The organism is Enterobacter sichuanensis, assembly GCF_002939185.1.
Lineage (GTDB): Bacteria > Pseudomonadota > Gammaproteobacteria > Enterobacterales > Enterobacteriaceae > Enterobacter > Enterobacter sichuanensis.
The window spans coordinates 24,048-50,867 of sequence record NZ_POVL01000022.1 but is presented as its reverse complement, the minus strand read 5'-3'; the positions used below and the strand labels follow the sequence as shown (position 1 = coordinate 50,867).

Sequence of the window (26,820 nt, the reverse complement as noted above, 5' to 3'; positions counted from 1 at the left end):
CTCCTGTTTCATTCCATTGTAACGACGGGACGCGGCGCTGAATTTCAGTTAACTCTGATTATGACGCGGATTCGCCGGGAAAATCGCCCCCAGCACGCTGGCTTCGCGCGCCCCGGTCACCGACGGTAAATTACCCGGCAGTCCGGCAACGGTGCGCCAGGCAAGCCAGGCGAAGGCCAGGGCTTCCATATCATCGCCACTGATGCCCGCCGCATCGGTTGTTGTCACTTCGGTACCCGGCAGCAGCCCGGCCAGACGCGCCATCACCAGTGGGTTGCGGCTTCCACCGCCGCACACCAGCAGGCGTTCGCATCCGCCGCTGAGCAACACCTGTTCGGAGACCGACACGGCCGTAAGCTCGGCGAGCGTCGCCTGAACATCCTGTGGTGCGAGCGCCGGGAAGAAGGCCAGCTGGCGCTCAAGCCAGCCAAAGTTGAAGTATTCTCGCCCGGTGCTTTTCGGCGCCGGTAAAGCAAAATAGGGATCACTCAACATGGACTGCAGCAGCGGGATAATCACTTTACCCTCGCTCGCCCACTCTGCGTTTTTATCATACGGTTGCCCGCACTGCCGCCAGATCCAGGCATCCATTAACATGTTGCCCGGACCCGTGTCGTAACCGCGAACAGGCTGCCCCGGGATCAGCATCGAGAGATTGGCAATCCCGCCAAGGTTGAGCACCATACGCCGTTCGGACGGATGGGCCAGTAACGCCTGGTGGAACGCGGGCACCAGCGGAGCCCCCTGGCCGCCAAGCGCAATATCACGACGGCGAAAATCCCCCACCACCGTTACACCCGTTTTCGCCACAATCTGGTTGTTATCGCCGATTTGCAAGGTGTGCGGCGCGTCTCCGCCCGGCTCGTGCCAGACCGTTTGTCCATGACACCCAATGGCTACCACATCCTGCGGACGAAGATGTTCTTTTTGCATCAAAGCCAGCACCGCATCCGCAAACAGCGCTCCCAGACGGACGTCGAGTTGTCCAAGCTGGGAGAGGGTCAGTTGCTGGCCCTGACAGATACTCAGGATATCCTCTTTCAGTGAAAGGGGGATTGGCCAGGTCAGGCTCGCCTGCTGCGCCACCATGTTTTCATCAATGGCGGCCAGAACGACATCTACCCCATCCAGACTGGTACCAGACATCACACCAATGTAGCGACCCGATTTCATGCGCTTTCCTTACGTTGCGTGGGCTAAGGTTACCCACTCAACCATAAACGGCGTTGCTTTGCCATCCGGGGATAATATTTTTTAACAATGTCAGACGGCTAACACGCGCGGATCCTGTTTATGTCTCGTTAAGTCAAATTCAAGTACAATTTTCCTATTGTTAGTGCAAAGATATGAACGATGGCCCCTTATGCCATATAATTTAGCCATAACGGATGCCCGGAATGGGGCGTTTTTGGTGAACAGGAGATTCAAATGATTTTACGTGTACTGGGCGTTTCGCTGATTGGTTTAACTCTGGCTGGCTGTGTGAACGACAGTTCACTTTCTGGCGACGTTTACAGCGCTTCTGAAGCGAAACAGGTTCAGAACGTGACTTACGGTACCGTTGTTAACGCACGTCCTGTACAGATCCAGGGTGGTGATGAAAACAACGTGATGGGCGCAATCGGCGGTGCCGTACTGGGTGGTTTCCTGGGGAATACCGTCGGCGGCGGTACTGGCCGCTCTCTGGCGACAGCCGCAGGCGCCGTTGCAGGTGGCGTGGCAGGCCAGGGCGTTCAGGGTGCGATGAATAAATCTCAGGGCGTAGAGCTGGAAATTCGTAAAGACGATGGCAGCACGATCATGGTTGTGCAGAAACAAGGCAACACCCGCTTCTCAGCAGGCCAGCGTGTTGTACTGGCCAGCAACGGTAGCCAGGTGACCGTTTCCCCACGTTAAATAAAAATGGATGTGGCCCCTGGGCCACATCCATTTACAATATATATCATTTGCGTGAATATATTTACAAATTACATTAATTCCCCCTATCAATTAATCTGACGTAAATTGTTTCTGCGCAAAGTATTTATCGCATTAATGAGTTAGACTCTTCGCAATTACCTCTCCCTTACTCATGATAATTTTGTTAAAACTTATATGGTTGCGAATCGTCTTTCAGTAAAAGGTCGTTATATCTCGTTCTGTTTCGGTTGCATTATTGTCACCGGTATATTACAAACGCTATTTTCAAAACTCGTTGAATGGGTGCCTTCCTTTTCACCGCTGTTGTTCCCGACCCTCACCATTTTCTTGCTGGTGTTTCATCTTTTTATTGCCTGTTTTATGGCGATGAAATACTGGTGTGACAGGCGACGCTTATATCTGATCGCGTTTGCTTTCGCTTTCGCCGGATCGGCATCGTTGATGATCGGAACGCTGACCAGCTTTCCCGCCTGGCTGGATCTTTATCAGTTCAACGTCGTGAACTACAACGATGCGATGATTTATTACATGTTCCGTCATCTCTTAATGGCGGTATTGATTATCGTCGCGGCAATACTCTATACCACGCGCAATCACCCCCTTTCGCGGATGGCGCATATCGCTATTGTCAGTAGTGCCTTTCTCTTTACCGCCGTTATGGTGCTGCTGGCATGGATCTATTCCAGTCATTCACCATTGTTATCTATTGACCTGGTTGATAATGAAACCCGTCAGTTTATGGTGCTCTGGAGCCACTGCATTAATATTTTATTAATTGTTGTTTGGGTCGTAACATTAGCCGCACTGATGTTTGTTACCCGCGTGCGTAATTTATTCTGGGTGGGAGGTAATTTTCTTTGCGTCTGCTATATCGTCACGCTTGCAATGCTGTTAGCGGGTGGGCATGCCGAAGATATCTCCTGGTATCGCGCCCGGTTATTTGAAACTGTCGCCACGCTGCTGATTATTTTTGTTCTGCTTTACGATGTATTCAGGCTGTATCGTGACTCGCACGTAAAGTATCAACAGTCGTATCAGAACTCGATTCGCGACCCGCTTACCCGTCTTTATAATCGCAGTTATTTTTATGAATCGTTAAATCAGGCACTGGAAATCGCCAAAGTCAGCCGTCCTGTTTCCGTTATCGTCAGCGATCTCGATCGCTTCAAGCGTATCAACGACACCTACGGGCATCTTCAGGGCGACAAAGTTCTGCAGTTCGTCGCCAACCTGCTGATGGACTCTGTGCGCCCACAGGACATTGCCGCCCGTATCGGCGGGGAAGAGTTTGTTCTGATGCTGACCAATACCTCATCAGAGGCGGCATACCAGGTGGCTGAACGCATCCGGTTAAAGCTCAGCAGCTTTGATAAAACCAGCAGCGGCGGTCAGCTACCGGAACCGATTACCATCAGTATGGGGGTATTTACGGCAACGTCACCGGCGATAACCGCAGAAACCTGCGTGGAAAGCGCCGACAAAGCGATGTATGAAGCGAAAGAGACGGGTCGTAATCGGGTGGTGGTTTTTAAGTAAGAAAAAGGCCTTGCGCGTGCAAGGCCTTGTTGGATGTCAGTCGCGTGACTGCAGTTCATGGATGTTTTGCTCAAGGCGTGCAATGAGGCTGATGAGCATTTCCAGCTCCGCCGGTGAAACGCCTGAGAGGATTTCACCGCGGGTCTTGGTGATCACGGCTTCCATCTCAGTGATGATGGGCGCCGCTTTCTCTGTGAGTTTAATCCGCTTAGCGCGACGATCGCTGGCGCAGGTTTGTCGGGAGATCAGTCCCTTCTCTTCCAGCTGATCAAGTGTGCGCACCAGCGACGGTTGCTCAATGCCGATCGCTTTTGCCAGTTGAATTTGTGACTGATCGGGCGGCAGCTGATGAATATTGTGCAGCGTGACCCAATGCGTCTGTGTTAATTCCAGAGGTTTCAGGCGATGGTCAATCAGAGCACGCCAGACGCGTACCAACCTTGCCAGATCAGAACCTAATGGCGATTCCAATTTCATCTCCTTATAATTAGCTTGCTAAGTTATTATACTGATTTTAGAATAGTGTGCAGCATTTGTATTGCCAAAACAAATGCAATACTGCATTCATCGAACTTAAAAGTATGACTTACACTGAATTGTGATGCTTCCTCTTACTCAGACAAGCCAACGCGGCATTCTGTTCACTGCAAAGGATCTCTGCCCGTGACGTTTTTTCATCGCTCGGAGGGTTTACCCCTTCAGGACCTGATTTTCGGTGCGTCAGTCTACTTTCCTCCCCTGTTTAAAGCCGTTCTGGTGGGCTTTATGCTCTGGCTCATCGCACATCGTCTGCTTCGCGACTGGATGTACTCAGGCGAAATCTGGCATCCCATGTTGATGGATCTTTCCCTGTTTGCCCTCTCCGTATGTCTGGGCCTTGCTGTCTTGCTGGTGTGGTGACTATGCCTCTGAAAACGCTGAAATACTTTTCCACGCTGTTTGTTCTTGCCCTCGCGCTGGTGGCGGGCTGGTGGTTATGGAATTTTTACATGCAGTCGCCCTGGACGCGTGACGGCAAAATTCGCGCTGAGCAGGTCAGCATCACGCCTCAGGTGTCGGGTAGCATCACGACGCTGCGGGTTAAGGATAACCAGTACGTGAAAAAGGGAGAGGTGTTATTCCGGATCGACGATACCCCTTACCACATTGCCATTCTGAATGCCGAAGCGCAGCTGGCAAAAGCCCAGTCTGATCTGGCAAAAGCCAATAACGAGGCCAACCGGCGCCGGCATTTATCGCAAAATTACATCTCCGCGGAAGACTTAGACACTGCGAATATCAACGTGAAGGCCATGCAGGCGAACGTCAGGGTTGCCGAAGCCACGCTTAAACAGGCCCAGTGGGCGTTGACCCAAACGGTTATAACCGCACCCGTTGATGGATGGGTGACCAATCTTTCCGCCCGTGTGGGCAATTATGCCACCACCGGACAACCCGTTTTCGCCCTCGTCGACAGCCACTCCTTCTACGTTGTGGGCTATTTTGAAGAGACCAAACTGCGTCATATCCGCGCGGGTTCGCCTGCCACGATAACGCTTTATAGCAGCTCGCAGAAGTTACAGGGTCACGTATCCAGCATTGGCCGGGCCATTTACGATCAAAGCGTGGAAACGGATTCAGGGCTGGTACCAGACATTAAGCCAAACGTGCCGTGGGTGCGCCTGGCCCAGCGCGTACCGGTTCGCGTGGAGTTTGACCGTTTACCGCAGGACATCACGCTGGTATCCGGCACGACCTGCACTGTCTCTATCGGAAACCGTTAATGAAGCTGCCGGTTTTCGCCTGGCAAAACACGCCGTGGATGAAAGCGACACGTCCCCAGTGGCGCTACGCGCTGCGTAACGGCATTGCCATGTGTCTTGCGCTGTCCGTCGCCTACTATCTGAATCTGGATGAACCTTACTGGGCAATGACCTCTGCGGCGGTGGTCAGTTTCCCCACCGTCGGCGGGGTGATCAGCAAAAGCCTTGGCCGTATCGCAGGCAGCCTGCTGGGCGCCACTGCGGCGTTAATTATCGCAGGCCATACGCTGAACGATCCCTGGCTGTTCTTACTGAGCATGGCGGCGTGGCTGGGATGTTGCACCTGGGCCTGCGCCCATTTTACCAATAACGTCGCCTACGCGTTTCAGCTGGCAGGCTATACCGCTGCCATCATTGCCTTTCCGGTGGTAAACGTGCTCGACACCACTGAGCTGTGGGATATTGCTCAGGCACGCGTCTGCGAAGTGATTGTCGGGATCCTCAGTGGCGGCTTCATGATGATGATCCTGCCCAGCACCTCCGACGGCACCGCGCTCATCACCGCGCTGAAAACCATGCACACCCGATTGCTGGAGCATGCGAGCCTGCTGTGGCAGCCGGAAACCAGCGATGATATTCGTCTCGCCCATGAAAAGGTTATTGGGCAGATCCTGACGATGAACCTGCTGCGTATTCAGGCGTTCTGGAGCCACTACCGCTTTCGCCGTCAGAACACGCTGCTAAATTATTTACTGCATCAGCAGTTACGGATGACCAGCGCGATCTCCAGCCTGCGCCGGATGCTGCTCAACTGGCCATCGCCACCAGATAACACCCGGGCCGTGATTGAAACACTACTCGCGGTCCTTGCGCGACAGGATGCAGACATCTACACGGTCGCACGGATCATCGCCCCGCTCGCTCCGGTTGATGAGTACGACTACCGCCATCGCGCCTTCTGGCAGCGTCTGAATTACTTTTGTCGGCTTTACCTGCGCAGCAGTCGCTGGATTAAGGCGGTCGAGAATGCGACTCCACTGACAGAATTCAACGTCCCCGGCAGCCCGGCCCTCGCAAGGCATACCGACTATCTGGAAGCGCTGTGGAGCGGTTTTCGCACCTTCTGTGCGCTGATGCTGGTCGGCGCGTGGAGCATCACCACGCAGTGGGAATCCGGTACGGCGGCCCTGACGCTTGCCGCCATCAGCTGTGTGCTCTACTCCGTCGCGGCCTCGCCGTTCAACTCCCTGACGCTTCTGCTGCGCACGCTGGTGCTGCTGTCCTTGTTCAGTTTTGTGGTGAAATTTGGCCTGATGGTGCAGGTAAGCGATCTGTGGCAGTTCCTGCTGTTCCTGTTCCCATTGTTAACGACCATGCAGCTTATGAAGCTGCAAATGCCAAAACTGGCCGGTCTCTGGGGACAGCTGATTGTCTTTATGGGATCGTTTATCTCGGTCACGAATCCGCCGGTTTATGATTACGCCGACTTTCTTAATGACAATCTGGCGAAGATCCTGGGCGTGGGGCTGGCCTGGCTGGCATTCGCCGTGCTGCGTCCCGGCTCCGATGCGTGCAAGAGCCGCCGGCACATCCGGGAGCTACGCCGGGGCTTTGTTGACCAGCTCAGCCGTAAACCGCATCTGCGTGAAAGTGAGTATGAATCGCTGGTTTATCACCACGTCAGCCAGCTGAATAACAGCCAGGATGCGCTTTCCCGGCGCTGGCTGTTGCGCTGGGGCGTGGTGCTACTGAACTGTTCACACGTGGTCTGGCAGCTTCGGGCATGGGAAACGCGTTCCGATCCTCTGTCGCAGGTTCGTGATGTGTGCATCTCACTGCTGCGCGATGTCATGAGTGAACGCGGGGTCCAGCAGCGGCCGCTGGAAGCCACGCTGAATGAACTGCAGCGGATCTGCGATACCCTGGCGCGACATCATCTCCCCGCAGCCCGTGATTTGGCCTCGATAATCTGGCGGCTGCACTGCTCGCTGTCACAACTGGAACAGGCACCGCCACCGGGCACGATTGGGGATCAGATCACCCCGCAGGCATAGCGTGCCCCGCCGCCACCGAGCGGTTTAGGCTGATCGGACATGTTGTCGCCGCCGACGTGGATCATCAGCGCTTTGCCTTTCACCTCATCCAGCTTTTTCAGACGCGGGGCGACAACGGGCTCTGTGGCTTTACCGTCGTTATTCACCACCAGCACAGGCAAATCGCCCAGATGTCCCATACCTTCCGGGCCTTCATGCTTACCGGAGTGCTGCGGGTCAAGGTGGCCGCCTGCCGCTTCCGCCGCCGACGGTTTCCCCTCTTTTAACGCGGGCTGACAGCTGCCTTTGGCATGAACATGGAAACCATGTTCGCCGGGAGGGAGTGCTTTAAGGTTCGGGGCGAACTCCAGTCCTTTATCGGTTTCAGTGATTTTCACCGTTCCGATGGACTGACCCACACCCTGAGAGGTGACGAGATTCATTTCCACTTCGTCGCTGGCTGCCTGCGCCCCTGCGCAAACAACCAGCGTGACCAGTGCCAGAGCAAAACGCTTCATATGACCTCCGCTGGTTATTTTTTGCCTCTTAAGTGTATACCAGAGGCAAAGATTTCACCGGAAAGTCAGCTTCTGACGGTTTAAGGCACGTCGTAACCCAGCGCGGCCTTGCGTATGCGGAACCACTGCTGACGGGTCATCTGCAGCGCTTCCGCCCCCAGCGCAGCACGCACGCGCTCGATTTTGCCGGAACCAATGATTGGCAGTGGTTTTGACGGTAGACGCAAGATCCACGCGTAAACCACCTGTTCAATGCTCCCGGCGTTCAGTTCGCGGGCGACAGTTTCCAGCTCGTTGCGCAGCGGCTGGAATTCATCATCATTGAACAGGCGCCCGCCCCCCAGGCACGACCAGGCCATCGGGCGAATGCGCAGCTGCTGGAGCTGATCGAGCGTCCCGTCCAGCAGCAGCGGCTGGTGTACCGGGGAGATCTCAACCTGGTTGGTGGCCAGGGTAAACGGCAGGCGAGACTGAAGCAGTGCAAACTGCGCCGGGGTAAAGTTTGAGACGCCGAAGTGACGCACTTTGCCGCTCTGATGCAGGTTCAGGAAGGCTTCTGCCACCTCATCGGCATCCATAAGCGGGTCCGGGCGGTGAATGAGCAGCAGGTCGATGCGATCGGTTGCCAGGTTGACCAGCGACTGCTCAGCGCTCTTGATAATGTGCGCGCTGTCGGTGATGTAATGCCCAAGGGCGTGTTCCGGTTTCGCCGTGGTGGCAATCCCACACTTCGTGACGATCTCCATGCGATCCCGGAGTGCGGGTACCAGCTTAAGCGCCTCGCCAAACGCGGCTTCACACTGGTAGCCACCGTAAATATCCGCATGATCGACCGTGGTGACGCCCAGATCGATATGCTCTTCAATAAAGCTCGCCAGCTGGAGGGGGGACATATTCCAGTCCATCAGGCGCCAGTAGCCCATCACAAAACGGGAGAATTCTGGCCCCTGGGGGGCAAGGGTAATTCGCTGAACCATAACATTTTCCTCAAGGATGTAATGTCATGAGTATACGCAATTACCGTGTTAAAAAAGTGAAGGTTGCTGGGGTTCTTCGGTCTCAGCGGCTTTGTTTGCGCGTATTTTGCGCAGAAGACGCTGTCGACAAAGTCGCAGCACCTCCTGCTTTTGCGTGTCGCTGAAGTTTTGCCAGTTAAAACGTTCATCACGGGTGCGCATGCACCCGCGGCAATATCCGCGTTCATCTACCTGACAAATCCCCCGGCACGGGCTCTGGATAGGGAAAAACTCCAGTTGCTCTGCCACTCTCACCTCCGTAATACCGCTCTCACCTACAGTGAAGACGTTAAACACGCCACGTGCAAGCGCTTTACCACAGATTTGTGGCATTAAGGTTTCACTAATCTTCACTCTCTATACTCGCCCCATCATGACAATGACAGGTTTCCCGTTCGATGTGGTTAATGAAAAAGTTACAATGTAACGACATAAAATTTACTCTGGGCTGTGCACTCTTCTTTACGCTGATTAATGGGCTGTTTATCCAGCGCAGCTGGGCGATTATCGCCCCTGCTCATCTGCATGACGTTCTCTTTGCCGCGTCCGTACCGCTGGTGCTGTTTTGCGGCTGGGTGATTGTCTTTAGCCTGCTCAATATTCCGTTTATCCGTAAGCCGCTGCTGATCGTGTTAACGATGGGTTGTGCGGCAGCGACCTATTTCATGTACACCTACGGCGCGGTGATCGATCAGAACATGATTGTGAACGTGTTCGAAACCAACTCTCAGGAAGCCACCGCGCTGGTCACGCCGCAAATGATTTTGTGGATTGTCATTGCCGGCCTCGTTCCTTCCGTGGTGCTGGCGTTGACCCGCATTCATACCGGGAAATGGTGGTATGCCCTGCTGACACGCGTTGCCGCACTGCTCGGCGCCCTGCTGGTAATTATTCTGGTTGCCGCGGTGTTTTATAAAGATTACGCATCGCTGTTTCGCAATAACAAAAGCATCGTCAAAATGGTGACCCCGGCGAACTATGTCAGCGCCATGGTGAAGTACAGCAAAATGCGCTGGTTTGCAGGCGATCAAACGCTGGTGCGGATTGGCGAAGATGCTCATAAGGGCCCACTGATTGCAGGCCAACAGAAGAAAACGGTTCTGGTGCTGGTCGTCGGTGAAGCTTCTCGCGCGGCGAACTACTCCCTGAACGGTTACGGACGAGAAACCAATCCGGAGCTGAAAAAGCAGGATATCATTAACTTCCCGCAGGCCACCTCCTGCGGCACTGAAACCGCCGTTTCCGTCCCCTGCATGTTCTCGGGCATGACGCGCAGCAAATACGATGCCGACCTCGCGCATCATCAGGAAGGGCTGCTCGACGTGCTTAAACATGCGGGTATTAACCTGCTGTGGCGCGACAACGACGGCGGCTGTAAAGGTGCCTGCGATCGCGTGCCCCATACCGACATGACGCAATGGAAGCTGGATCAGTTCTGTAAAGACAAATCCTGCCTCGACGATGTCAATTTCTACCGTCTGGACAACGTGCTGGACGGCCTGAAGCAGGACACGGTGCTGGTTATCCACCTGATGGGCAGCCACGGCCCGGCGTACTACCGCCGCTACCCGGATAATTTCCGTAAGTTCACCCCCACCTGCGACACCAATGAAATTCAGGATTGCGATCATCAGGCGCTGATGAACACCTATGACAACACCATCCTGTATACCGACAGCGTGGTCAGCAAAACCATCGATGCGCTGAAAGCGCGCCAGGGGAGCATGAACACTGCGCTGATCTACCTCTCGGATCACGGGGAATCCCTGGGTGAAAGCGGTATTTATCTGCACGGTACACCGTATATGCTGGCACCGGAGCAGCAAACGCACATTCCGTTTATGTTCTGGCTTTCCCCGGACTATGCGAAGAACTTTGGCATTAACGAACAGTGTTTACGTGACCATGCAGCAAAAAATGCGGTTTCCCAGGACAATTTGTTCTCAACCGTACTGGGTATGATGGACGTGAAATCAACGGTTTATCAACAGCAGCTGGATATTTTGAACGCATGTCGGCAGTAAACCCGCTTGCATTAGACCGAACGGTCTATTAGAGTGCGCTCATGAGCAGACATACTGAACACGATACCCGCGAACATTTACTGGCCACCGGCGAGCGACTTTGTATGCATCGCGGGTTTACCGGGATGGGGTTGAGCGAGCTGTTAAAAACCGCTGAGGTTCCGAAAGGGTCGTTTTATCACTACTTTCGGTCCAAAGAGGCCTTTGGCGTGGCGATGCTTGAGCGTCATTATGCGGGCTACCACCAGCGCCTGGCGACCCACTTTGCCTCGGGCGAAGGTAACTATCGCGATCGTGTTCTGAACTACTATCAGGAAACGCTGAACCAGTTCTGTCAGCAGGGCATTATCAGCGGATGTCTGACGGTAAAACTGTCTGCCGAAGTGTGCGATCTTTCTGAAGATATGCGCGCGGCGATGGATAAAGGGGCCAGCGGCGTGATCGCCCTGCTGGCCCAGGCGCTGGAAAAAGGCCGCAATGAGAAAACGCTGGCCTTTTCCGGCGAGCCTCTCACCCAGGCGCAGGTGTTATACGCGCTCTGGTTAGGGGCTAACCTGCAGGCAAAAATTTCGCGCAGTGCCGTGCCGCTGGAAAGCGCCCTGGCACATGTGAAAAGCAGCATTACTGCGCCTGGCGTATAACGGGCGCTTTTTATTTACCTTATTACTAGTCGACTGGTCTACTCAGGAGTCTCTATGTCAGCTGAAAAACTGTTTACCCCCTTAAAAGTGGGTGCTGTCACGGCGCCAAACCGCGTGTTCATGGCTCCGCTTACCCGTCTGCGCAGTATTGAGCCGGGTGATATCCCCACCCCACTGATGGGTGAATACTATCGTCAGCGCGCAAGCTCTGGCCTGATCATCACCGAAGCCACGCAGATTTCTGCTCAAGCCAAAGGTTATGCCGGTGCGCCAGGGCTTCACAGCCCGGAACAGATCGCGGCATGGCAGAAAATCACCGCAGGCGTTCACGCTGAAGAGGGTCGCATTGCGGTTCAGTTGTGGCATACCGGCCGTATCTCCCATAGCAGCATCCAGCCTGGCGGTCAGGCGCCGGTCTCCGCATCGGCCCTGAGCGCCAATACCCGGACCTCCCTGCGTGATGAAAACGGCAATGCGATCCGTGTGGATACCTCGATGCCACGCGCCCTTGAGCTGGAGGAGATCCCGGGCATCGTGAACGACTTCCGTCAGGCGGTGGCCAACGCGCGTGAAGCGGGTTTTGACCTGATTGAGCTGCACTCCGCCCATGGCTATCTGCTGCACCAGTTCCTGTCACCGTCTTCTAACCACCGCACCGACCAGTACGGCGGAAGCGTTGAAAACCGTGCCCGTCTGGTACTGGAAGTGGTGGATGCGGTATGCAAAGAGTGGAGCCCGGACCGTATCGGGATCCGTGTCTCCCCAATCGGTTCTTTCCAGAACGTCGATAACGGCCCGAATGAAGAAGCCGACGCGCTCTATCTGATTGAAGAGCTGGCGAAACGCGGTATTGCTTACCTGCACATGTCCGAGCCGGACTGGGCCGGCGGTAAACCTTACACTGAAGCCTTCCGCCAGAAAGTGCGCGAGCGCTTCCACGGTGTGATCATCGGTGCAGGGGCCTATACGCCTGAGAAAGCCGAAGATCTGATCAATAAAGGGCTGATCGATGCCGTCGCGTTTGGTCGCGATTACATTGCCAACCCGGATCTGGTTGCCCGTCTGCAGCAGAAAGCGGCACTCAACCCGCAGCGCCCGGAAAGCTTCTACGGCGGCGGCGCGGAAGGCTACACCGACTACCCTTCCCTGTAATCTCGCCATTGTTGATTGATAGCGGCGACCTTTCGCCGCTATACTAAAACATCGTTTCTGTTCAAAAAAAACAGTCTATTCCACAGGTTAATGAGGAAATTATGCGCCTACTTCACACCATGCTGCGCGTTGGCGATCTGCAACGTTCTATTGATTTCTACACTAACGTACTGGGTATGAAACTGCTGCGCACCAGCGAAAACCCGGAATACAAATACTCGCTGGCGTTTGTGGGTTACGGCCCGGAAACGGATGAAGCGGTTATCGAACTGACCTATAACTGGGGCGTAGACAGCTATGAGCTGGGCACGGCCTATGGTCATATCGCACTGGAAGTGGACAACGCGGCAGAAGCCTGTGAACGCATTCGCAGCAACGGCGGTAACGTCACGCGCGAAGCGGGCCCGGTAAAAGGCGGCACCACCGTGATTGCGTTTGTGGAAGATCCGGACGGTTACAAAATCGAGCTGATTGAAGCCAAAGACGCCGGTCGCGGTCTGGGCAACTGATCCCTCAGGGCGCAACGTGCGCCCGTAGTTTTACTGCATCCCCTGCCAAAATTTGCCATAATGCGCACTGCTTTTTCCCCATGTAAGAGACCCTGATGTCCGATAACGCTCAATTTAGCGGTCTGTGCGACCGTTTTCGTGGTTTTTATCCCGTTGTCATTGATGTAGAAACAGCCGGATTTAACGCTAAAACCGATGCGCTGCTCGAAATTGCCGCCATCACGCTGAAGATGGATGAACAGGGCTGGCTTACACCAGACACCACGCTGCATTTCCACGTAGAGCCTTTCGAAGGGGCAAATTTACAGCCGGAAGCACTGGCGTTTAACGGTATCGATCCGCATAACCCATTGCGCGGTGCCGTCAGTGAATATGATGCGCTGCACGCCATTTTCAAAATGGTGCGTAAAGGCATGAAAGAGAGCAACTGCAGCCGCGCCATCATGGTGGCCCACAACGCCACCTTCGATCACAGCTTTACCATGGCCGCCGCGGAGCGTGCTTCGCTCAAACGAAACCCTTTCCATCCCTTTGTGACCTTCGACACCGCCGCACTGAGCGGCTTGGCGTTGGGACAAACGGTGTTATCAAAGGCCTGTATCACGGCAGGTATTGAGTTTGACGGCACGCAGGCCCATTCCGCTCTGTATGACACGGAGCGCACCGCAGAATTGTTCTGTGAGATCGTCAACCGCTGGAAGCGTCTGGGCGGCTGGCCGCTGCCGATGGGCGACAGCGAAGAATAAAAAAAGCGACCTCTTAAGGTCGCTTTTTTATTTGCGCAGAAAATTACTCCGCGTCAGGCTCTTCAGTTTTGTACTTAGCCGCCGTCTCTTTGATCAGCTGCTGCAGTTCGCCGCGCTGATACATTTCGATCAGGATATCGCAACCGCCAACCAGTTCACCGTCTACCCACAGCTGCGGGAAAGTCGGCCAGTTAGCGTATTTTGGCAGCTCAGCGCGGATGTCCGGGTTCTGCAGGATATCAACGTAAGCAAAACGCTCACCACAGGCGGACAGCGCCTGAACCGCTTGCGCGGAGAAGCCGCAGCTTGGCAGCTTCGGAGAACCTTTCATATACAGCAGAATCGGGTTTTCAGCGATCTGGCGCTGGATTTTTTCAATAGTGGTGCTCATGTCTTGCTTCCTTAAACTTCTGTTACGGCATTCGTCTGACATTGTAGCGGGTCAGACTGGCATCGGAAAATAACATTTTTGTCACGTTTATACATTGTACCCTGAGTCACGAAAAGTTGCATTCCAAATGGTGTTTACCCCTTCGGCCGTCAGGGTTTTGCTTAGGGGACGGACAAATGTGCGACAGAACGATGAATTTTTTTGCACTTGCTAACGAAACAGGCCTGGAGAGTGAAAAATGCTATTAACATTCTCTGTTTTTATGGATTAGAATCGACGGGCTTTGTAAATCACACGCGGGTATTATTGATGACCTGCATATATCAGGGGACTGCCCAGTGGCGCGGATAAATAAAATCTCGATCACGCTCTGTGCTTTACTGTTTACATCACTCACTTTCACGCCAGTGGCAAACGCCTCTCAGCAGGCGCGGCATTCTGCTGTACAAAAAAACCATCTGGTGAAAACCACAGAACGTAAGAAAAAAACCACCGCTAAGAACGACAAGAAAAAAACACCGGCTAACACGAAACAAACCGCTTCCAGCAAGACGAAAACCACCTCTTCCCGCACTGCCCGCACCGCCAAAAGCAAAGCCTCACAGACCGCCGCTAACCTCGTTACTGAAAAGTGCATCACGCGTAAAGGCCACAAAGCGAAATGTACAAAGGTCACGAAGTTAGCGGAAGTTCATAAAGTGCGTGTTCAGAAAGCGCAAAAAACCGCAATGAACAAACTGATGGGTCAAATTGGCAAACCTTATCGCTGGGGTGGCACGTCGCCACGTACCGGTTTTGACTGCAGCGGCCTCGTCTATTACGCCTATAAAGATCTGGTCAAGTTCCGTATACCCCGTACCGCCAATGAGATGTACCACCTGCGCGATGCCTCCCCGGTTAACCGTGGTGAGCTGGAAAACGGCGATCTGGTGTTCTTCCGCACTCAGGGCCGCGGCACCGCTGACCACGTCGGCGTTTATGTTGGCAACGGCAAATTCATCCAGTCGCCGCGTAGCGGCCAGGATATTCAGATCACCTCGCTCAGTGAAGACTACTGGGTTCGCCACTACGTCGGCGCCCGTCGCGTCATGACGCCGAAAACCATTCGCTAACCCCTGCCCTGCCACATCCGTGGCAGGGTAAGTTCCTCTTTTGCATAGCCTTTCAATTTGCTATTCTGTCCCTGTTGTCTGTGTGGTTATTGGCAACGCAAAATACAATAAGGAGAGAAGCAATGTCGTTCGAATTACCTGCACTACCGTATGCAAAAGACGCCCTGGCACCGCACATTTCTGCGGAAACCCTGGAATATCATTACGGCAAACATCACCAGACGTATGTCACCAACCTGAACAATCTGATCAAGGGCACCGATTACGAAGGCAAAACGCTGGAAGAGATTGTCCGCAGCTCAGAGGGTGGCGTATTTAACAACGCGGCCCAGGTGTGGAACCACACCTTCTACTGGCATTGCCTGGCGCCGAATGCGGGTGGCGAACCGGCTGGTGAACTGGCTGCCGCCATTAACGCCGCTTTCGGCAGCTTTGCAGATTTCAAAGCAAAGTTCACCGATGCCGCCATCAAGAACTTCGGTTCTGGCTGGACGTGGCTGGTCAAAGAGGCTGATGGCAAACTGGCTATCGTTTCCACCTCTAACGCGGGCACTCCGCTGACCACCAGCGCTAAACCGCTGATGACCGTGGACGTCTGGGAACACGCTTACTACATTGATTACCGTAACGCGCGTCCGAACTACCTGGAGCACTTCTGGGCACTGGTTAACTGGGAGTTTGTGGCGAAGAACTTCGCCGCGTAAGCAAGACGCAGAAGGGGCTCCCCTTCTGCGTTTTTTATTTACTCTGCAGCGCAGGCTGCTTCTGGCTGTTTACGACCCGACATCATTACCAGCAGCAGGCCGAGCGCGGCAATAATCGCCCCCATCACCGGCACAAAGCTGTAGCCCAGACCACCCGAAATCACCGCCCCTCCGGCTGCCGCCCCCAGCGCATTGCCCAGGTTGAAGGCACCAATATTGACTGAGGATGAAAGGCCCGGCGCTTCATGGGCGACGCGCATCACGCGCATCTGCAGCGGTGGTACCACGGCAAAGGTGGCAGCGCCCCAGACGACCATCGCAACGGCCGCCCCAAACTCATTACGTGCCAGCCACGGAATAGCAATCATGATGACGATCAGCAGGGTTAAGAAGCCCTTCAGCGTCCCGCTCACGGAACGGTCGGCAAATTTACCACCCAGATAGTTGCCAATCGAGAAGCCCACGCCAATCAGTACCAGCATTGCGGTAATAAAGAGTGGCGTCGCGTGGGTGATGTCATGCAGCACCGGTGAAATATAGGTGTAGAGGGTAAACATCGCGCCTGCCCCCAGCACGGTGGTCAACAGTGCGGAAAGCACCTGCGGGCGCATCAACACCGACAGCTCCCTGCGCACGTCAGGACGTTCACCGGCACTGCCTTTTGGCAGAGAGAAGAATAACGCCACCATCGCGACCACGCCCAGCCCGGCCGTCGCCAGGAACGACATTCGCCAGCCAATCACTTCACCCAGCCAGGTAGCCGCAGGAACGCCGCCAATGTTGGCAATCGTTAGCCCCATAAACATGGTGGCTACGGCGCTCGCCTGCTTATGTTTTGGCACCACGCTTGCCGCTACAACTGACCCCAGCCCAAAGAAGGCGCCGTGGTTAAGGCTGGTCAGAATGCGTGACAGCATCAGGGTGGTGTAGTCCGGAGAAATGGCGGAAAGCACGTTACCGAGGGTAAAGATCGCCATCAGGAAAATCAGCGCATTGCGACGCGCGCGGTGTGAAAGCAGCAGCGTCATCAGCGGGGCGCCTACCATCACGCCGATGGCATAGGCGCTGATTAACATGCCTGCCGCAGGGATCGAGACGTCCACGCCGCGGGCGATAACAGGCAGTAACCCCATCGGGGAGAATTCAGTGGTGCCAATCCCAAAAGCGCCAATCGCCAGGGCCAGCAGGGGAAAATTGATTTTCATGCGTCAACTCCGGATGCCGTGTCATGTGGTGACACAGAACAAAGAAGCGCAAAGCATGACATCAATCACAAAAAATGAGAAGTTAACAAAATGGCAAAAGATTTTTGCCGTAGATGTAACAATCTGGAACAGCCGCAGGGAGCGTGCGCTCCCTGCGCGTAAATCAGTGCAGCGCCGCCGTCAGGCCTGCGGCAACAATCAGCGCCAGCACAATAAGGGTGGTGAACAGCGAAAACTTCAGATCGGCACTCATCAATTTTTCTCCTTTTAATCCCCCCACGAAAAGTGAGCCTGCTCATTTTTGCACAGTTTACGTCAAAAATCTTCCTGGATTTAAACTGATAACCACTTTACCTCTTCCCCTTTTCATCAAGATAGGACAAAATTCCACGCTAAATTTATTAGCGTACCGGCCATTGACCCCCTCCTGACGTCCCGTGTCGTTTTCCCGGCGTGCCGCAATTCAAGATTGCGTGATAAGGGTGAGAGAAGGCAAACGTTTACCTTCAAGTTTTTCAGGAGTTTAGGATATGGTCTGGAGTGACATTTAATGGCAACAATTAAAGACGTAGCAAAACGCGCAAACGTTTCCACTACAACCGTATCACATGTAATTAACAAAACCCGCTTTGTGGCGGAAGAGACGCGCAACGCCGTCTGGGCGGCAATCAAAGAGCTGCACTACTCACCCAGTGCGGTTGCGCGTAGCCTCAAGGTGAATCACACCAAGTCCATTGGCTTGCTGGCCACCAGCAGTGAAGCGGCCTATTTTGCCGAGATCATCGAGGCGGTAGAGAAAAACTGCTTCCAGAAAGGCTATACCCTGATTCTGGGCAACGCGTGGAATAGCATTGAAAAACAGCGCGCCTACCTGTCGATGATGGCGCAAAAGCGCGTGGATGGCCTGCTGGTAATGTGTTCCGAATACCCGGAATCCGTGCTGTCGATGCTGGAAGAGTATCGCCATATCCCCATGGTGGTGATGGACTGGGGTGAAGCGCGAGCGGATTTCACCGATTCCGTCATCGATAACGCCTTTGAAGGCGGCTATATGGCCGGTCGTTACCTGATCGAGCGCGGTCACCGTGAGATTGGCGTGATCCCGGGGCCTCTGGAGCGTAACACCGGCGCGGGCCGTCTGGCCGGTTTTATGAAAGCGATGGAAGAAGCGCTGATCACCGTACCGGAAAACTGGATCGTACAGGGAGACTTTGAGCCGGAATCAGGCTACCGCGCGATGCAGCAGATTGTCTCCCAGCAGCACCGCCCAACCGCTGTTTTCTGCGGGGGTGACATCATGGCGATGGGCGCGCTCTGCGCAGCCGATGAGCTGGGTCTGCGCGTACCGCAGGATATTTCGGTGATCGGGTATGACAACGTGCGTAACGCGCGCTTCTTTACCCCCGCGCTGACCACCATTCACCAGCCGAAAGATTCACTGGGTGAAACGGCTTTCAATATGCTGTTGGACAGGATCGTCAACAAGCGCGAAGAGTCGCAGTCCATTGAAGTTCATCCGCGTCTTATCGAACGCCGTTCCGTTGCGGATGGTCCGTTCCGCGACTACCGTCGTTAATTTTGTACGGGGCCAGCTATGCTGGCTCCCGTAACCATTCCCGGTTTAGCGTTTCGCTGTCTCCCAGATAATCCAGCAGCCAGGCCATGGCGGGCGAGATGTCATTTTGTTGCCAGGTGAGGCAGCAGGCCGCATCCGGGAAGGGATTCTCCAGCGTCAGTTCAACCCATTCTCCGGTATCAATTCTGGGACGCGCAAAATGAGCGGGCACCATCGCGACGCACAGCCCGGCACTGAGGCACGTTGCTGACGATTCCCAGTCAGGCGCCACCACGCGCCGCTGGTTATCCAGCAGCCAGGTGATGCGCTTGGGTAATGAACGGGAGGTATCCTCCAGCACCAGCGATGGCCAGTTGCGCAGCGTATCGTCGCTCAGCCGTCCTTCCAGCGCCGCCAGGGGGTGATCGCTGGCCACCACGCATTTCCAGCTCAGCATCCCCATATCACGAAAGGCGTAACGCCCCCCGACCGGGATCGCCTGTGTGGCCCCAATCGCCATCTCCACCCTGCCGTCCGCCAGCGCATCCCAGACGCCGTTGAATACCTCTTGTGAGACCCGCAGTTCGACATCGGAAAAATGTCGATAGAAATCCACGATCATCTGCCGGGTGCGCTCCGGCTTAACGATATTGTCCACCGCAATGGAAAGATGACCCCGCCAGCCGTTTGCGATCTGCTGGCACTGTTCGCGGGTGATCTGCATTTTTTTGATAACAGAACGCCCTTCCTTCAAAAACCACGCCCCTGCGGGCGTTAATTCCACATCGCGATGGCGCCGTTCAAACAGTGGAACCGCCAGCCACTCCTCAAGCTGACGCACCGTGTAGCTGATAGCCGACGGGACGCGGTGCAGCTCCTGCGCCGCACCGCTAAAGCTGCCGTTACGCGCGACAGCATCGACCACTTCAAGAGAATAATCTGACCACATTTTCTGCCTGCAAAAAATTTGAATGCACCCGCCAAATATTAGCGTTTCACAAGCGGCTTTGCACTACATACACTCAGCGCCAACGTACACCTGCCTCCTTCAGGAGAAGAAAATAATGCAACCCAGGAAAGGTTTTTTAGTCTGGCTTGGCGGCTTAAGCGTGCTGGGCTTTTTGGCCACCGATATGTACCTGCCGGCTTTTGCCGCGATGCAGGAAGATTTGCAAACCCCTGCCGCGGCCATCAGCGCCAGCCTGAGTTTGTTCCTCGCCGGTTTTGCTTTCGCACAGCTGCTCTGGGGACCGCTCTCGGATCGCTTTGGTCGTAAACCGGTATTACTGCTGGGCCTGGCGATTTTTGCCGTGGGCTGTCTGGGGATGCTCTGGGTCCGCGATGCCACCTGGCTGCTGGTGCTGCGCTTTATTCAGGCTGTGGGGGTCTGTGCCGCGGCCGTGACCTGGCAGGCGCTGGTCACCGACTACTATCCGGCTAACCGCACAAACCGTATTTTCGCCACCATTATGCCGCTGGTGGGGCTCTCACCTGCCCTCGCGCCGCTGCTGGGCAGCTGGATCCTTGCGCACTTTGACTGGCAGGCCATTTTTGCCACGCTGTTTGCCATCACGCTGGTGCTGATGTTGCCGGCGTTCGCCCTCAAGCCTGCGCACAAAAAAGACGTACATGTTGACGCAAAGCCGATCACCTTCACCACCCTGCTGAGCGCCAAAGCGTATCGCGGTAATGTCCTGATCTATGCCGCCTGCTCGGCCAGCTTCTTCGCATGGCTCACCGGGTCGCCGTTTATTCTGCATGATATGGGCTACAGCCCGGCGGCTATCGGGCTGAGCTATGTTCCGCAAACCATCGCGTTCCTGGTGGGCGGGTACGGCTGCCGCGCGGCGCTGCAAAAATGGGAAGGTCAGCAGATGCTGCCATGGCTGCTGGTGCTGTATGCGTTGAGCGTCATTGGCACCTGGGCCGTTGGGTTTATTCCGGGTGCGGGCCTGGCAGAAATTTTGATGCCTTTCTGTGTCATGGCCATCGCGAACGGGGCGATCTACCCGATTGTTGTGGCGCAGGCGCTCCGTCCCTTCCCACAGGCGACCGGTCGCGCCGCCGCGCTGCAGAACACCCTGCAACTGGGGCTGTGCTTCCTGGCAAGCCTGGTCGTCTCTGCGCTGATTGCCACGCCGCTGCTGACGACCACCAGCGTGATGCTGGTAACCGTTGCGCTGGCAGTGATGGGCTATCGTATGCAGGCCTCCGCCCAGCGTGAGCAGGATAACGGCGCTGGAGTGGAAACCTCACATGCCTGATTGCGCCGGATATCATGTTAATTTTCAGTAATTAGGTTGCTAACAATTTTCTGTTGAATCACCAAATTTTGAGGCCTATACTAAATTTGGTTCGATAAATACGATAATTATTATGCGTTAACGGGAGCCGGAGTGCTCCCGTTTTACCATGGAAGGCATTTCGGCAAGGGTTATCTCCCTTCCTCTGTTCTACGTCGGATACTAGCCTCGCGGTATTTACCGTGAGATTTCTCACAAACCAAAAAAAGCGTCTACGCTGTTTGAAGGTTCTGATCACATCAGGGTGATGGAGAAGCTATGAGTTCATCGTGTATAGAAGAAGTCAGCGTTCCGGACGACAACTGGTCCCGGATCGTCAGTGAACTGTTGGGTCGTGCAGGCATCACTATTAACGGATCTTCGCCATCCGATCCCCAGGTCAAACATCCCGACTTTTTTAAACGCGTATTGCGCGAGGGATCGTTAGGGCTGGGAGAAAGTTATATGGACGGCTGGTGGGAGTGTGAACGGCTGGATATCTTTTTCGCCAGCGTGTTGCGCGCTGGTCTGGAAAATCAACTTCCCCGCAATCTCAAAGACACCCTGCGTGTTGCCTCTGCCCGACTGTTTAATCTGCAAAGTAAAAAACGCGCATGGATCGTCGGCAAAGAGCATTACGATCTGGGCAACGACCTGTTCAGCCGTATGCTGGACCCTTTCATGCAATACTCCTGCGCCTACTGGAAAGAGGCAACGACGCTTGAAGAGGCTCAGCAGGCCAAGCTGCGTCTGATCAGCGAGAAGCTTCAGTTACAGCCCGGTATGCGCGTATTGGATATCGGCTGCGGCTGGGGTGGGCTGGCCTGGTTTATGGCGAAACACTATGGCGTCAGCGTGGTGGGCGTGACGATTTCGGCCGAGCAGCAAAAAATGGCCCGGGAACGCTGCCAGGGGCTCGATGTGGATATCCGCCTGCAGGATTACCGTGACCTGAACGAACAATTTGACCGGATCGTCTCCGTGGGCATGTTCGAGCACGTAGGACCGAAAAACTACGACACCTATTTTGAGGTGGTGGACCGTAATTTACGACCGGACGGACTCTTCCTGCTGCATACCATCGGCTCTAAGCGGACCGACAATAACGTTGACCCGTGGATCAACAAGTACATCTTTCCGAATGGCTGTTTACCCTCCGTTCGCCAGATTGCCAACGCCAGTGAATCCCATTTCGTGATGGAAGACTGGCACAACTTTGGCGCGGATTACGACACCACGTTGATGGCGTGGCATGAACGTTTCCAGCAAGCGTGGCCGGAGATTGCGGACAACTATTCTGAACGATTCAAACGGATGTTTAGCTATTATCTGAATGCCTGCGCGGGCGCGTTTCGCGCACGGGATATTCAGCTCTGGCAGGTTGTCTTCAGCCGTGGCATTGAACACGGATTACGTGTCGCACGCTAAAAAATAACCCCGGACAGCCGGGGTTATTTTTTATTCTTCTTCCGCCGCCTTTATTATTGCGGCTTCTTTTGCCGCCAGTACACGCTCAACCGTATCGACCACCGCCTGGGTTTGCGGATCGATTTCAATATTCACGCGCTGTCCCAGCTTTTTCGCCCCAAGCGTGGTGCGCTGCAGCGTTTCAGGAATTAAATGCACACAAAAACGCGTTGGCGTCACTTCACCCACCGTCAGACTAATCCCATCAATGCCAATAAATCCTTTATAGAGTATGTATTTCATTAATGACGGATCCTGCATTTTAAACCAGATTTGACGGTTATTTTCCGAGGTTACGATTTTCGCCACTTCAGCGGTGGTCATGATATGTCCCGACATCAGATGGCCGCCAATCTCATCGCTGAACTTCGCCGCCCGCTCAACGTTGACGGTATCTCCCACCACCAGCTCGCCCAGGTTGGTGATGCGCAGCGTCTCTTTCATTAAATCAAAGCTAATCTGGTTGCCGTTAATTTCGGTAACGGTCAGACAACAGCCGTTATGGGCAATCGAGGCGCCGGTTTCGATGCCCTCAAGCATATATTCCGGCAGCTCAACAACATGAGTACGGAAATTCGGTTTTTCATCAATGGACACCACTTTGGCGATGCCCTGCACAATACCAGTAAACATGCTTACAACTCCTGTTTTTTCCGGACGGTGGTGACACCGTTTTAATCCCACCACAATAACAGTTGGAAAAACAGGTTGCCAGCGGAGCGCATTTTCTGGCGATTTTTTCACTAGATAAATAGCTAAAGCCCGCTACAATAGCTGGCACCCCCCTGCATTTTCTTCTTGCTGCCCGTTTCGGCGGCTTTTTTAGTCTCTCAAATAACTACAAAATAAAGGTGTTCACGTGCAGAAGTACATGAATGAAGCGCGCCAGTTATTGGCACTGGCTATACCAGTGATCATCGCGCAAGTGGCCCAGACCGCAATGGGATTTGTGGATACGGTAATGGCAGGTGGCTACAGCGCCACCGACATGGCGGCCGTTGCCATCGGCACGTCAATCTGGCTCCCGGCCATCCTGTTCGGCCACGGTCTGCTGCTCGCGCTCACGCCGGTTATCGCTCAGCTCAATGGCTCGGGCCGTCGCGAACGCATTGCCCATCAGGTCCGCCAGGGCTTCTGGCTGGCAGGGTTTGTCTCGGTGCTGATTATGGTCGTGCTCTGGAACGCGGGCCATATCATCCGCGCGATGCATAACATTGACCCGGCACTGGCTGATAAAGCCGTAGGCTATCTGCGCGCCCTGCTCTGGGGCACGCCAGGCTACCTCTTTTTCCAGGTAGCGCGTAACCAGTGTGAAGGTCTGGCGAAAACCAAACCCGGCATGGTGATGGGCTTTATTGGGTTGCTGGTCAATATTCCGGTTAACTATGTCTTTATTTATGGTCATTTCGGGATGCCGGAGTTGGGCGGCGTTGGCTGCGGCGTGGCAACAGCTGCCGTTTACTGGGTGATGTTCTTGTCGATGCTCACCTTTGTAAAACGCGCCCGCTCAATGCGCGATATTCGTAACGAGAACCGGTTTAGCACCCCGGACTGGGGCATCATGACGCGTCTGGTGCAATTAGGGTTACCGATTGCCCTGGCACTGTTCTTTGAGGTTACCCTGTTTGCCGTGGTCGCCCTGCTGGTCTCCCCGCTGGGCATTGTGAACGTGGCCGGGCACCAGATTGCGCTGAACTTCAGTTCCCTGATGTTCGTTCTGCCGATGTCGCTGGCGGCAGCTGTGACGATCCGCGTGGGCTTCCGCCTGGGTCAGGGCTCGACGCTGGATGCGCAAACGGCCGCGCGCACCGGGCTTGGCGTCGGTGTCTGCATGGCGATCTGTACGGCGCTCTTCACCGTTGCACTGCGGGAGCAGATTGCCCTGCTCTATAACGACAATCCGGAAGTGGTCGCTCTGGCATCACACCTGATGCTGCTGGCGGCGATATACCAGATCTCTGACTCCATCCAGGTGATTGGCAGCGGCGTGCTGCGTGGGTATAAAGACACGCGTTCGATCTTTTTTATCACCTTCATCGCCTACTGGGTGTTAGGTCTGCCATGTGGTTATATCCTGGCCCTGACCGATCTGGTTGTGGAACGTATGGGGCCTGCAGGGTTCTGGATGGGCTTTATCATCGGCCTGACGTCGGCGGCTGTCATGATGATGATGCGGATGCGCTTCCTGCAGCGCCAGCCATCCACCATCATTTTGCAACGCGCTGCACGTTAAATACGCAGTAGCCGCCTGCTGGCGGCTACTTTCTCTTCACTTTGCGCGGTAATGAAGCAATCGCGTGAAATCAGAGAGAAAAATGCATTTTCCCTCTTGCCTCATTGGTGCTGTGCCGCTAATATTCGTCCCCGTTGTCACCGACAACACGTTGCGTTCATAGCTCAGTTGGTTAGAGCACCACCTTGACATGGTGGGGGTCGTTGGTTCGAGTCCAATTGAACGCACCATTCTGCGTCCGTAGCTCAGTTGGTTAGAGCACCACCTTGACATGGTGGGGGTCGGTGGTTCGAGTCCACTCGGACGCACCATTTCAGTCCTGAAATGGTGCAAATCTTCTTCTGATAACCTGAATTTTCCTAATCCCTTATTTTCATCACTGTTCTCCTGCTACGCTTTTCTCATGGAAAAAATGAGGAAAACCGTCGATGAAAAAAATCGCCATTATCGGTTCCGGCCCTACAGGGATTTATACCTTTTACGCGCTGCTTAAAAACCCGCAGCCGCTTTCGGTCTCGGTCTTTGAACAGGCTGATGAAGCGGGCGTAGGGATGCCCTATAACGACGACGATAACTCGCGTCTGATGCTGGCAAACATCGCGAGTATTGAGATCCCCCCTCTGTTTATGACCTACCTGGACTGGCTTAAGGAGCAGAGCGACGACCATCTGGCGCGCTTTAAGGTGGATAAAGCCCGGTTGCATGACCGGCAGTTTCTGCCGCGGATCCTGCTGGGGGAATATTTTCGCGACAGCTTTCGAACAATCGTTAATGAGGCAAAAAAACTGGGGTTCCAGGTGGACATCCATGAATCTTCCCGGGTGACCGACGTTATTCCCTCGACGACTGGCGTTACGCTTTGCGTCAACGATAAGGCGTTTCCCGAACGCTTCGATCTCGCGGTGATCGCCACCGGTCACGTCTGGCCGGACGAGGACGAGGCCACGCGCGCATTCTTCCCAAGTCCGTGGTCCGGTCTGATGGACGCCAGCATTCCACCGTGCCGCGTCGGCATTATGGGAACATCGTTAAGCGGCCTTGACGCGGCCATGGCGGTGGTGATGCAGCATGGCGCGTTTCGCGACGATAAATTCGTGCTGGATCAAGGCAGTGAAGCATTAAACATCGTCCTGATGTCCCGGACGGGCATTCTGCCGGAAGCCGACTTTTACTGCCCTATTCCTTACGAGCCGCTGTCAGTATTGACCGAATTCAGGGTTGAAACCGAGATCGGCAAAGGGCCAGATGGCCTGCTTGACCGCATCTTTGCGCTGATGGTCAACGAGCTGGAGCTCGCCGATCCGGCGTGGTGCGAGAAAATGTCGTTGCATAAGCTAGATGCGGACAGCATTCGTGATGCCTGGTTTGAGGATCGAAAACGGCACGACCCCTTTACCTGGGCGGAAGAGAATCTCAACGAGGTTGAGCGCAACAAACGTGAACGGCGCACCGTGGCCTGGCGCTATACCGTGCTTCGGCTGCATGAGGTGGTTCAGGAGATTGTCCCCCACCTTAATGAGCAGGACAGCCAGCGCTTCAAAACAGGGCTGGCCCGGGTGTTTATCGACAACTATGCCGCCATCCCTCCGCAGTCTATTCGCCGGCTGCTTGCGCTGCGCGAGGCCGGCATCATTAGCGTGGCAGCGCTCGGCGACGATTACACCCTTGACGCAGGCAGCGACCAGACGGTGATCACCACACAAGAGCGCGTGTATCGTTTCGACGTGTTTATTGACGCACGCGGACAAAAGCCGCTCAAAACGAAAGATCTGCCCTTCCCGACGCTGCGCAAACAGCTGCAGGCAACGGGCGATGAGATACCCGATATTGGCGAAGATTACACCCTGAAAGCGCCTGACACGGTGCGCGGGAAAATCGCTTTCGGCGCGATACCGTGGCTAATGCACGATCATCCCTTCGTTCAGGGACTGGCAGAGTGTGCAGAGGTTGCGGAGGCGATGGCGAAAGCGGCAGAGAAGCCCGCGTCGGGATTGCGGCGGAGATTACCGTACAGTGAGAGCTGACAGGGCATCC

Annotated in this window: 27 protein-coding genes and 2 tRNA genes; 19 read left to right on the top strand and 10 right to left on the bottom strand. The window is 54.8% G+C overall.

Annotation, left to right across the window (positions count from 1 at the left end; all coding sequences use genetic code 11):
* Positions 1 to 48: 48 nt before the first annotated feature.
* A complete protein-coding gene (gene anmK, locus C5687_RS11830; RefSeq protein WP_104556987.1) occupies positions 49 to 1,173 on the bottom strand; it encodes an anhydro-N-acetylmuramic acid kinase in 1,125 nt (374 codons plus the stop codon).
* Between the two features lie 255 nt (positions 1,174 to 1,428).
* On the opposite strand from anmK, the gene slyB reads away from it, so the two are divergent.
* Both slyB and C5687_RS11820 read left to right on the top strand, forming a co-directional pair.
* On the top strand, positions 1,429 to 1,896 hold the full coding sequence (gene slyB / locus C5687_RS11825; protein ID WP_025758346.1) for an outer membrane lipoprotein SlyB: 468 nt from the start codon (positions 1,429 to 1,431) through the stop codon (positions 1,894 to 1,896).
* A 198-nt stretch (positions 1,897 to 2,094) separates the two neighbouring features.
* Entirely contained in the window at positions 2,095 to 3,456 is a 1,362-nt protein-coding gene (locus tag C5687_RS11820; RefSeq protein WP_104556986.1) for a sensor domain-containing diguanylate cyclase, read from the top strand.
* Between the two features lie 36 nt (positions 3,457 to 3,492).
* Here the strand turns inward: C5687_RS11820 and slyA are convergent, their stop codons facing one another.
* Positions 3,493 to 3,933 (bottom strand): transcriptional regulator SlyA, encoded by a 441-nt coding sequence (slyA, locus tag C5687_RS11815; protein WP_021241135.1) that lies wholly within the window; start codon positions 3,931 to 3,933, stop codon positions 3,493 to 3,495.
* Between the two features lie 186 nt (positions 3,934 to 4,119).
* On the opposite strand from slyA, the gene C5687_RS11810 reads away from it, so the two are divergent.
* The 3 genes from C5687_RS11810 to C5687_RS11800 are packed head-to-tail and all read left to right on the top strand — an operon-like array spanning position 4,120 to position 7,252.
* Positions 4,120 to 4,356 (top strand): DUF1656 domain-containing protein, encoded by a 237-nt coding sequence (locus C5687_RS11810; protein ID WP_025758344.1) that lies wholly within the window; start codon positions 4,120 to 4,122, stop codon positions 4,354 to 4,356.
* A gap of 2 nt (positions 4,357 to 4,358) precedes the next feature.
* Positions 4,359 to 5,219 carry an efflux RND transporter periplasmic adaptor subunit gene (locus tag C5687_RS11805; RefSeq protein ID WP_104556985.1) on the top strand — a complete coding sequence of 287 codons (861 nt, stop codon included), beginning with the start codon at positions 4,359 to 4,361 and terminating at the stop codon, positions 5,217 to 5,219.
* Complete coding sequence (locus C5687_RS11800) at positions 5,219 to 7,252, top strand: FUSC family protein (protein ID WP_104556984.1); 2,034 nt, start codon at positions 5,219 to 5,221, stop codon at positions 7,250 to 7,252. Before C5687_RS11805 ends, C5687_RS11800 begins: the two co-directional genes overlap by 1 nt.
* On the opposite strand, the gene sodC is transcribed toward C5687_RS11800, so the two are convergent.
* From sodC to C5687_RS11785, 3 genes are all read right to left on the bottom strand, one after another.
* Positions 7,231 to 7,749 (bottom strand): superoxide dismutase [Cu-Zn] SodC, encoded by a 519-nt coding sequence (gene sodC, locus C5687_RS11795; RefSeq protein WP_094917650.1) that lies wholly within the window; start codon positions 7,747 to 7,749, stop codon positions 7,231 to 7,233. The genes C5687_RS11800 and sodC overlap by 22 nt on opposite strands.
* Before the next feature lie 80 nt (positions 7,750 to 7,829).
* On the bottom strand, positions 7,830 to 8,726 hold the full coding sequence (locus tag C5687_RS11790; protein WP_045284923.1) for an aldo/keto reductase: 897 nt from the start codon (positions 8,724 to 8,726) through the stop codon (positions 7,830 to 7,832).
* 48 nt (positions 8,727 to 8,774) lie between these two features.
* Positions 8,775 to 9,014 (bottom strand): DUF1289 domain-containing protein, encoded by a 240-nt coding sequence (locus tag C5687_RS11785; protein ID WP_014883562.1) that lies wholly within the window; start codon positions 9,012 to 9,014, stop codon positions 8,775 to 8,777.
* A gap of 149 nt (positions 9,015 to 9,163) precedes the next feature.
* Between C5687_RS11785 and eptA the strand changes: the two genes are divergently transcribed.
* The 5 genes from eptA (at position 9,164) to rnt (ending at position 13,837) form a co-directional block, all read left to right on the top strand.
* The gene (eptA, locus tag C5687_RS11780; RefSeq protein ID WP_095440795.1) at positions 9,164 to 10,789 is read left to right on the top strand and encodes a phosphoethanolamine transferase EptA; all 1,626 of its coding nucleotides are present in this window, start codon (positions 9,164 to 9,166) and stop codon (positions 10,787 to 10,789) included.
* Between the two features lie 41 nt (positions 10,790 to 10,830).
* Positions 10,831 to 11,430: a TetR/AcrR family transcriptional regulator gene (locus C5687_RS11775; protein WP_025758336.1), complete on the top strand. Its 600-nt coding sequence runs from the start codon at positions 10,831 to 10,833 to the stop codon at positions 11,428 to 11,430.
* A gap of 54 nt (positions 11,431 to 11,484) precedes the next feature.
* Positions 11,485 to 12,582 (top strand): alkene reductase, encoded by a 1,098-nt coding sequence (nemA, locus tag C5687_RS11770; protein ID WP_047958385.1) that lies wholly within the window; start codon positions 11,485 to 11,487, stop codon positions 12,580 to 12,582.
* Positions 12,583 to 12,683: 101 nt separating this feature from the next.
* Positions 12,684 to 13,091 (top strand): lactoylglutathione lyase, encoded by a 408-nt coding sequence (gene gloA / locus C5687_RS11765; protein WP_013096923.1) that lies wholly within the window; start codon positions 12,684 to 12,686, stop codon positions 13,089 to 13,091.
* A gap of 95 nt (positions 13,092 to 13,186) precedes the next feature.
* On the top strand, positions 13,187 to 13,837 hold the full coding sequence (rnt, locus tag C5687_RS11760; protein WP_025758334.1) for a ribonuclease T: 651 nt from the start codon (positions 13,187 to 13,189) through the stop codon (positions 13,835 to 13,837).
* Between the two features lie 43 nt (positions 13,838 to 13,880).
* Here the strand turns inward: rnt and grxD are convergent, their stop codons facing one another.
* Positions 13,881 to 14,228, bottom strand: a complete 348-nt coding sequence (gene grxD / locus C5687_RS11755) for a monothiol glutaredoxin 4 (RefSeq protein WP_003832760.1) — start codon at positions 14,226 to 14,228, stop codon at positions 13,881 to 13,883.
* 338 nt (positions 14,229 to 14,566) lie between these two features.
* Here grxD and C5687_RS11750 point away from each other — a divergent pair, with 338 nt between their 5' ends.
* The gene (locus tag C5687_RS11750) at positions 14,567 to 15,340 is read left to right on the top strand and encodes a C40 family peptidase (protein ID WP_025758332.1); all 774 of its coding nucleotides are present in this window, start codon (positions 14,567 to 14,569) and stop codon (positions 15,338 to 15,340) included.
* Positions 15,341 to 15,462: 122 nt separating this feature from the next.
* The gene (sodB, locus tag C5687_RS11745; protein ID WP_095440796.1) at positions 15,463 to 16,044 is read left to right on the top strand and encodes a superoxide dismutase [Fe]; all 582 of its coding nucleotides are present in this window, start codon (positions 15,463 to 15,465) and stop codon (positions 16,042 to 16,044) included.
* 38 nt (positions 16,045 to 16,082) lie between these two features.
* Here sodB and C5687_RS11740 read toward each other — a convergent pair whose 3' ends face one another.
* Together C5687_RS11740 and cydH are read right to left on the bottom strand one after the other, a co-directional pair.
* The gene (locus tag C5687_RS11740) at positions 16,083 to 17,249 is read right to left on the bottom strand and encodes an MFS transporter (protein WP_025758329.1); all 1,167 of its coding nucleotides are present in this window, start codon (positions 17,247 to 17,249) and stop codon (positions 16,083 to 16,085) included.
* A 163-nt stretch (positions 17,250 to 17,412) separates the two neighbouring features.
* A complete protein-coding gene (gene cydH / locus C5687_RS11735; RefSeq protein ID WP_032672537.1) occupies positions 17,413 to 17,502 on the bottom strand; it encodes a cytochrome bd-I oxidase subunit CydH in 90 nt (29 codons plus the stop codon).
* A 297-nt stretch (positions 17,503 to 17,799) separates the two neighbouring features.
* On the opposite strand from cydH, the gene purR reads away from it, so the two are divergent.
* Entirely contained in the window at positions 17,800 to 18,825 is a 1,026-nt protein-coding gene (gene purR, locus C5687_RS11725) for an HTH-type transcriptional repressor PurR (RefSeq protein WP_014883552.1), read from the top strand.
* 16 nt (positions 18,826 to 18,841) lie between these two features.
* On the opposite strand, the gene punR is transcribed toward purR, so the two are convergent.
* A complete protein-coding gene (gene punR, locus C5687_RS11720) occupies positions 18,842 to 19,753 on the bottom strand; it encodes a DNA-binding transcriptional activator PunR (protein WP_047958382.1) in 912 nt (303 codons plus the stop codon).
* Between the two features lie 115 nt (positions 19,754 to 19,868).
* Here punR and punC point away from each other — a divergent pair, with 115 nt between their 5' ends.
* On the top strand, positions 19,869 to 21,068 hold the full coding sequence (punC, locus tag C5687_RS11715) for a purine nucleoside transporter PunC (protein ID WP_047958381.1): 1,200 nt from the start codon (positions 19,869 to 19,871) through the stop codon (positions 21,066 to 21,068).
* 297 nt (positions 21,069 to 21,365) lie between these two features.
* Entirely contained in the window at positions 21,366 to 22,514 is a 1,149-nt protein-coding gene (gene cfa / locus C5687_RS11710; protein WP_047958380.1) for a cyclopropane fatty acyl phospholipid synthase, read from the top strand.
* 30 nt (positions 22,515 to 22,544) lie between these two features.
* On the opposite strand, the gene C5687_RS11705 is transcribed toward cfa, so the two are convergent.
* Positions 22,545 to 23,186 carry a riboflavin synthase gene (locus C5687_RS11705; protein ID WP_025758324.1) on the bottom strand — a complete coding sequence of 214 codons (642 nt, stop codon included), beginning with the start codon at positions 23,184 to 23,186 and terminating at the stop codon, positions 22,545 to 22,547.
* A 226-nt stretch (positions 23,187 to 23,412) separates the two neighbouring features.
* Here C5687_RS11705 and mdtK point away from each other — a divergent pair, with 226 nt between their 5' ends.
* From mdtK to C5687_RS11685, 4 genes are all read left to right on the top strand, one after another.
* Positions 23,413 to 24,786, top strand: coding sequence for an MdtK family multidrug efflux MATE transporter (gene mdtK / locus C5687_RS11700; protein WP_088244181.1), 1,374 nt, complete (start codon positions 23,413 to 23,415; stop codon positions 24,784 to 24,786).
* Positions 24,787 to 24,939: 153 nt separating this feature from the next.
* Positions 24,940 to 25,016, top strand: a tRNA-Val gene (locus C5687_RS11695).
* Between the two features lie 4 nt (positions 25,017 to 25,020).
* Positions 25,021 to 25,097, top strand: a tRNA-Val gene (locus C5687_RS11690).
* Positions 25,098 to 25,214: 117 nt separating this feature from the next.
* Complete coding sequence (locus C5687_RS11685; protein WP_047958378.1) at positions 25,215 to 26,810, top strand: FAD-NAD(P)-binding protein; 1,596 nt, start codon at positions 25,215 to 25,217, stop codon at positions 26,808 to 26,810.
* The last annotated feature ends 10 nt before the right edge of the window (positions 26,811 to 26,820 follow it).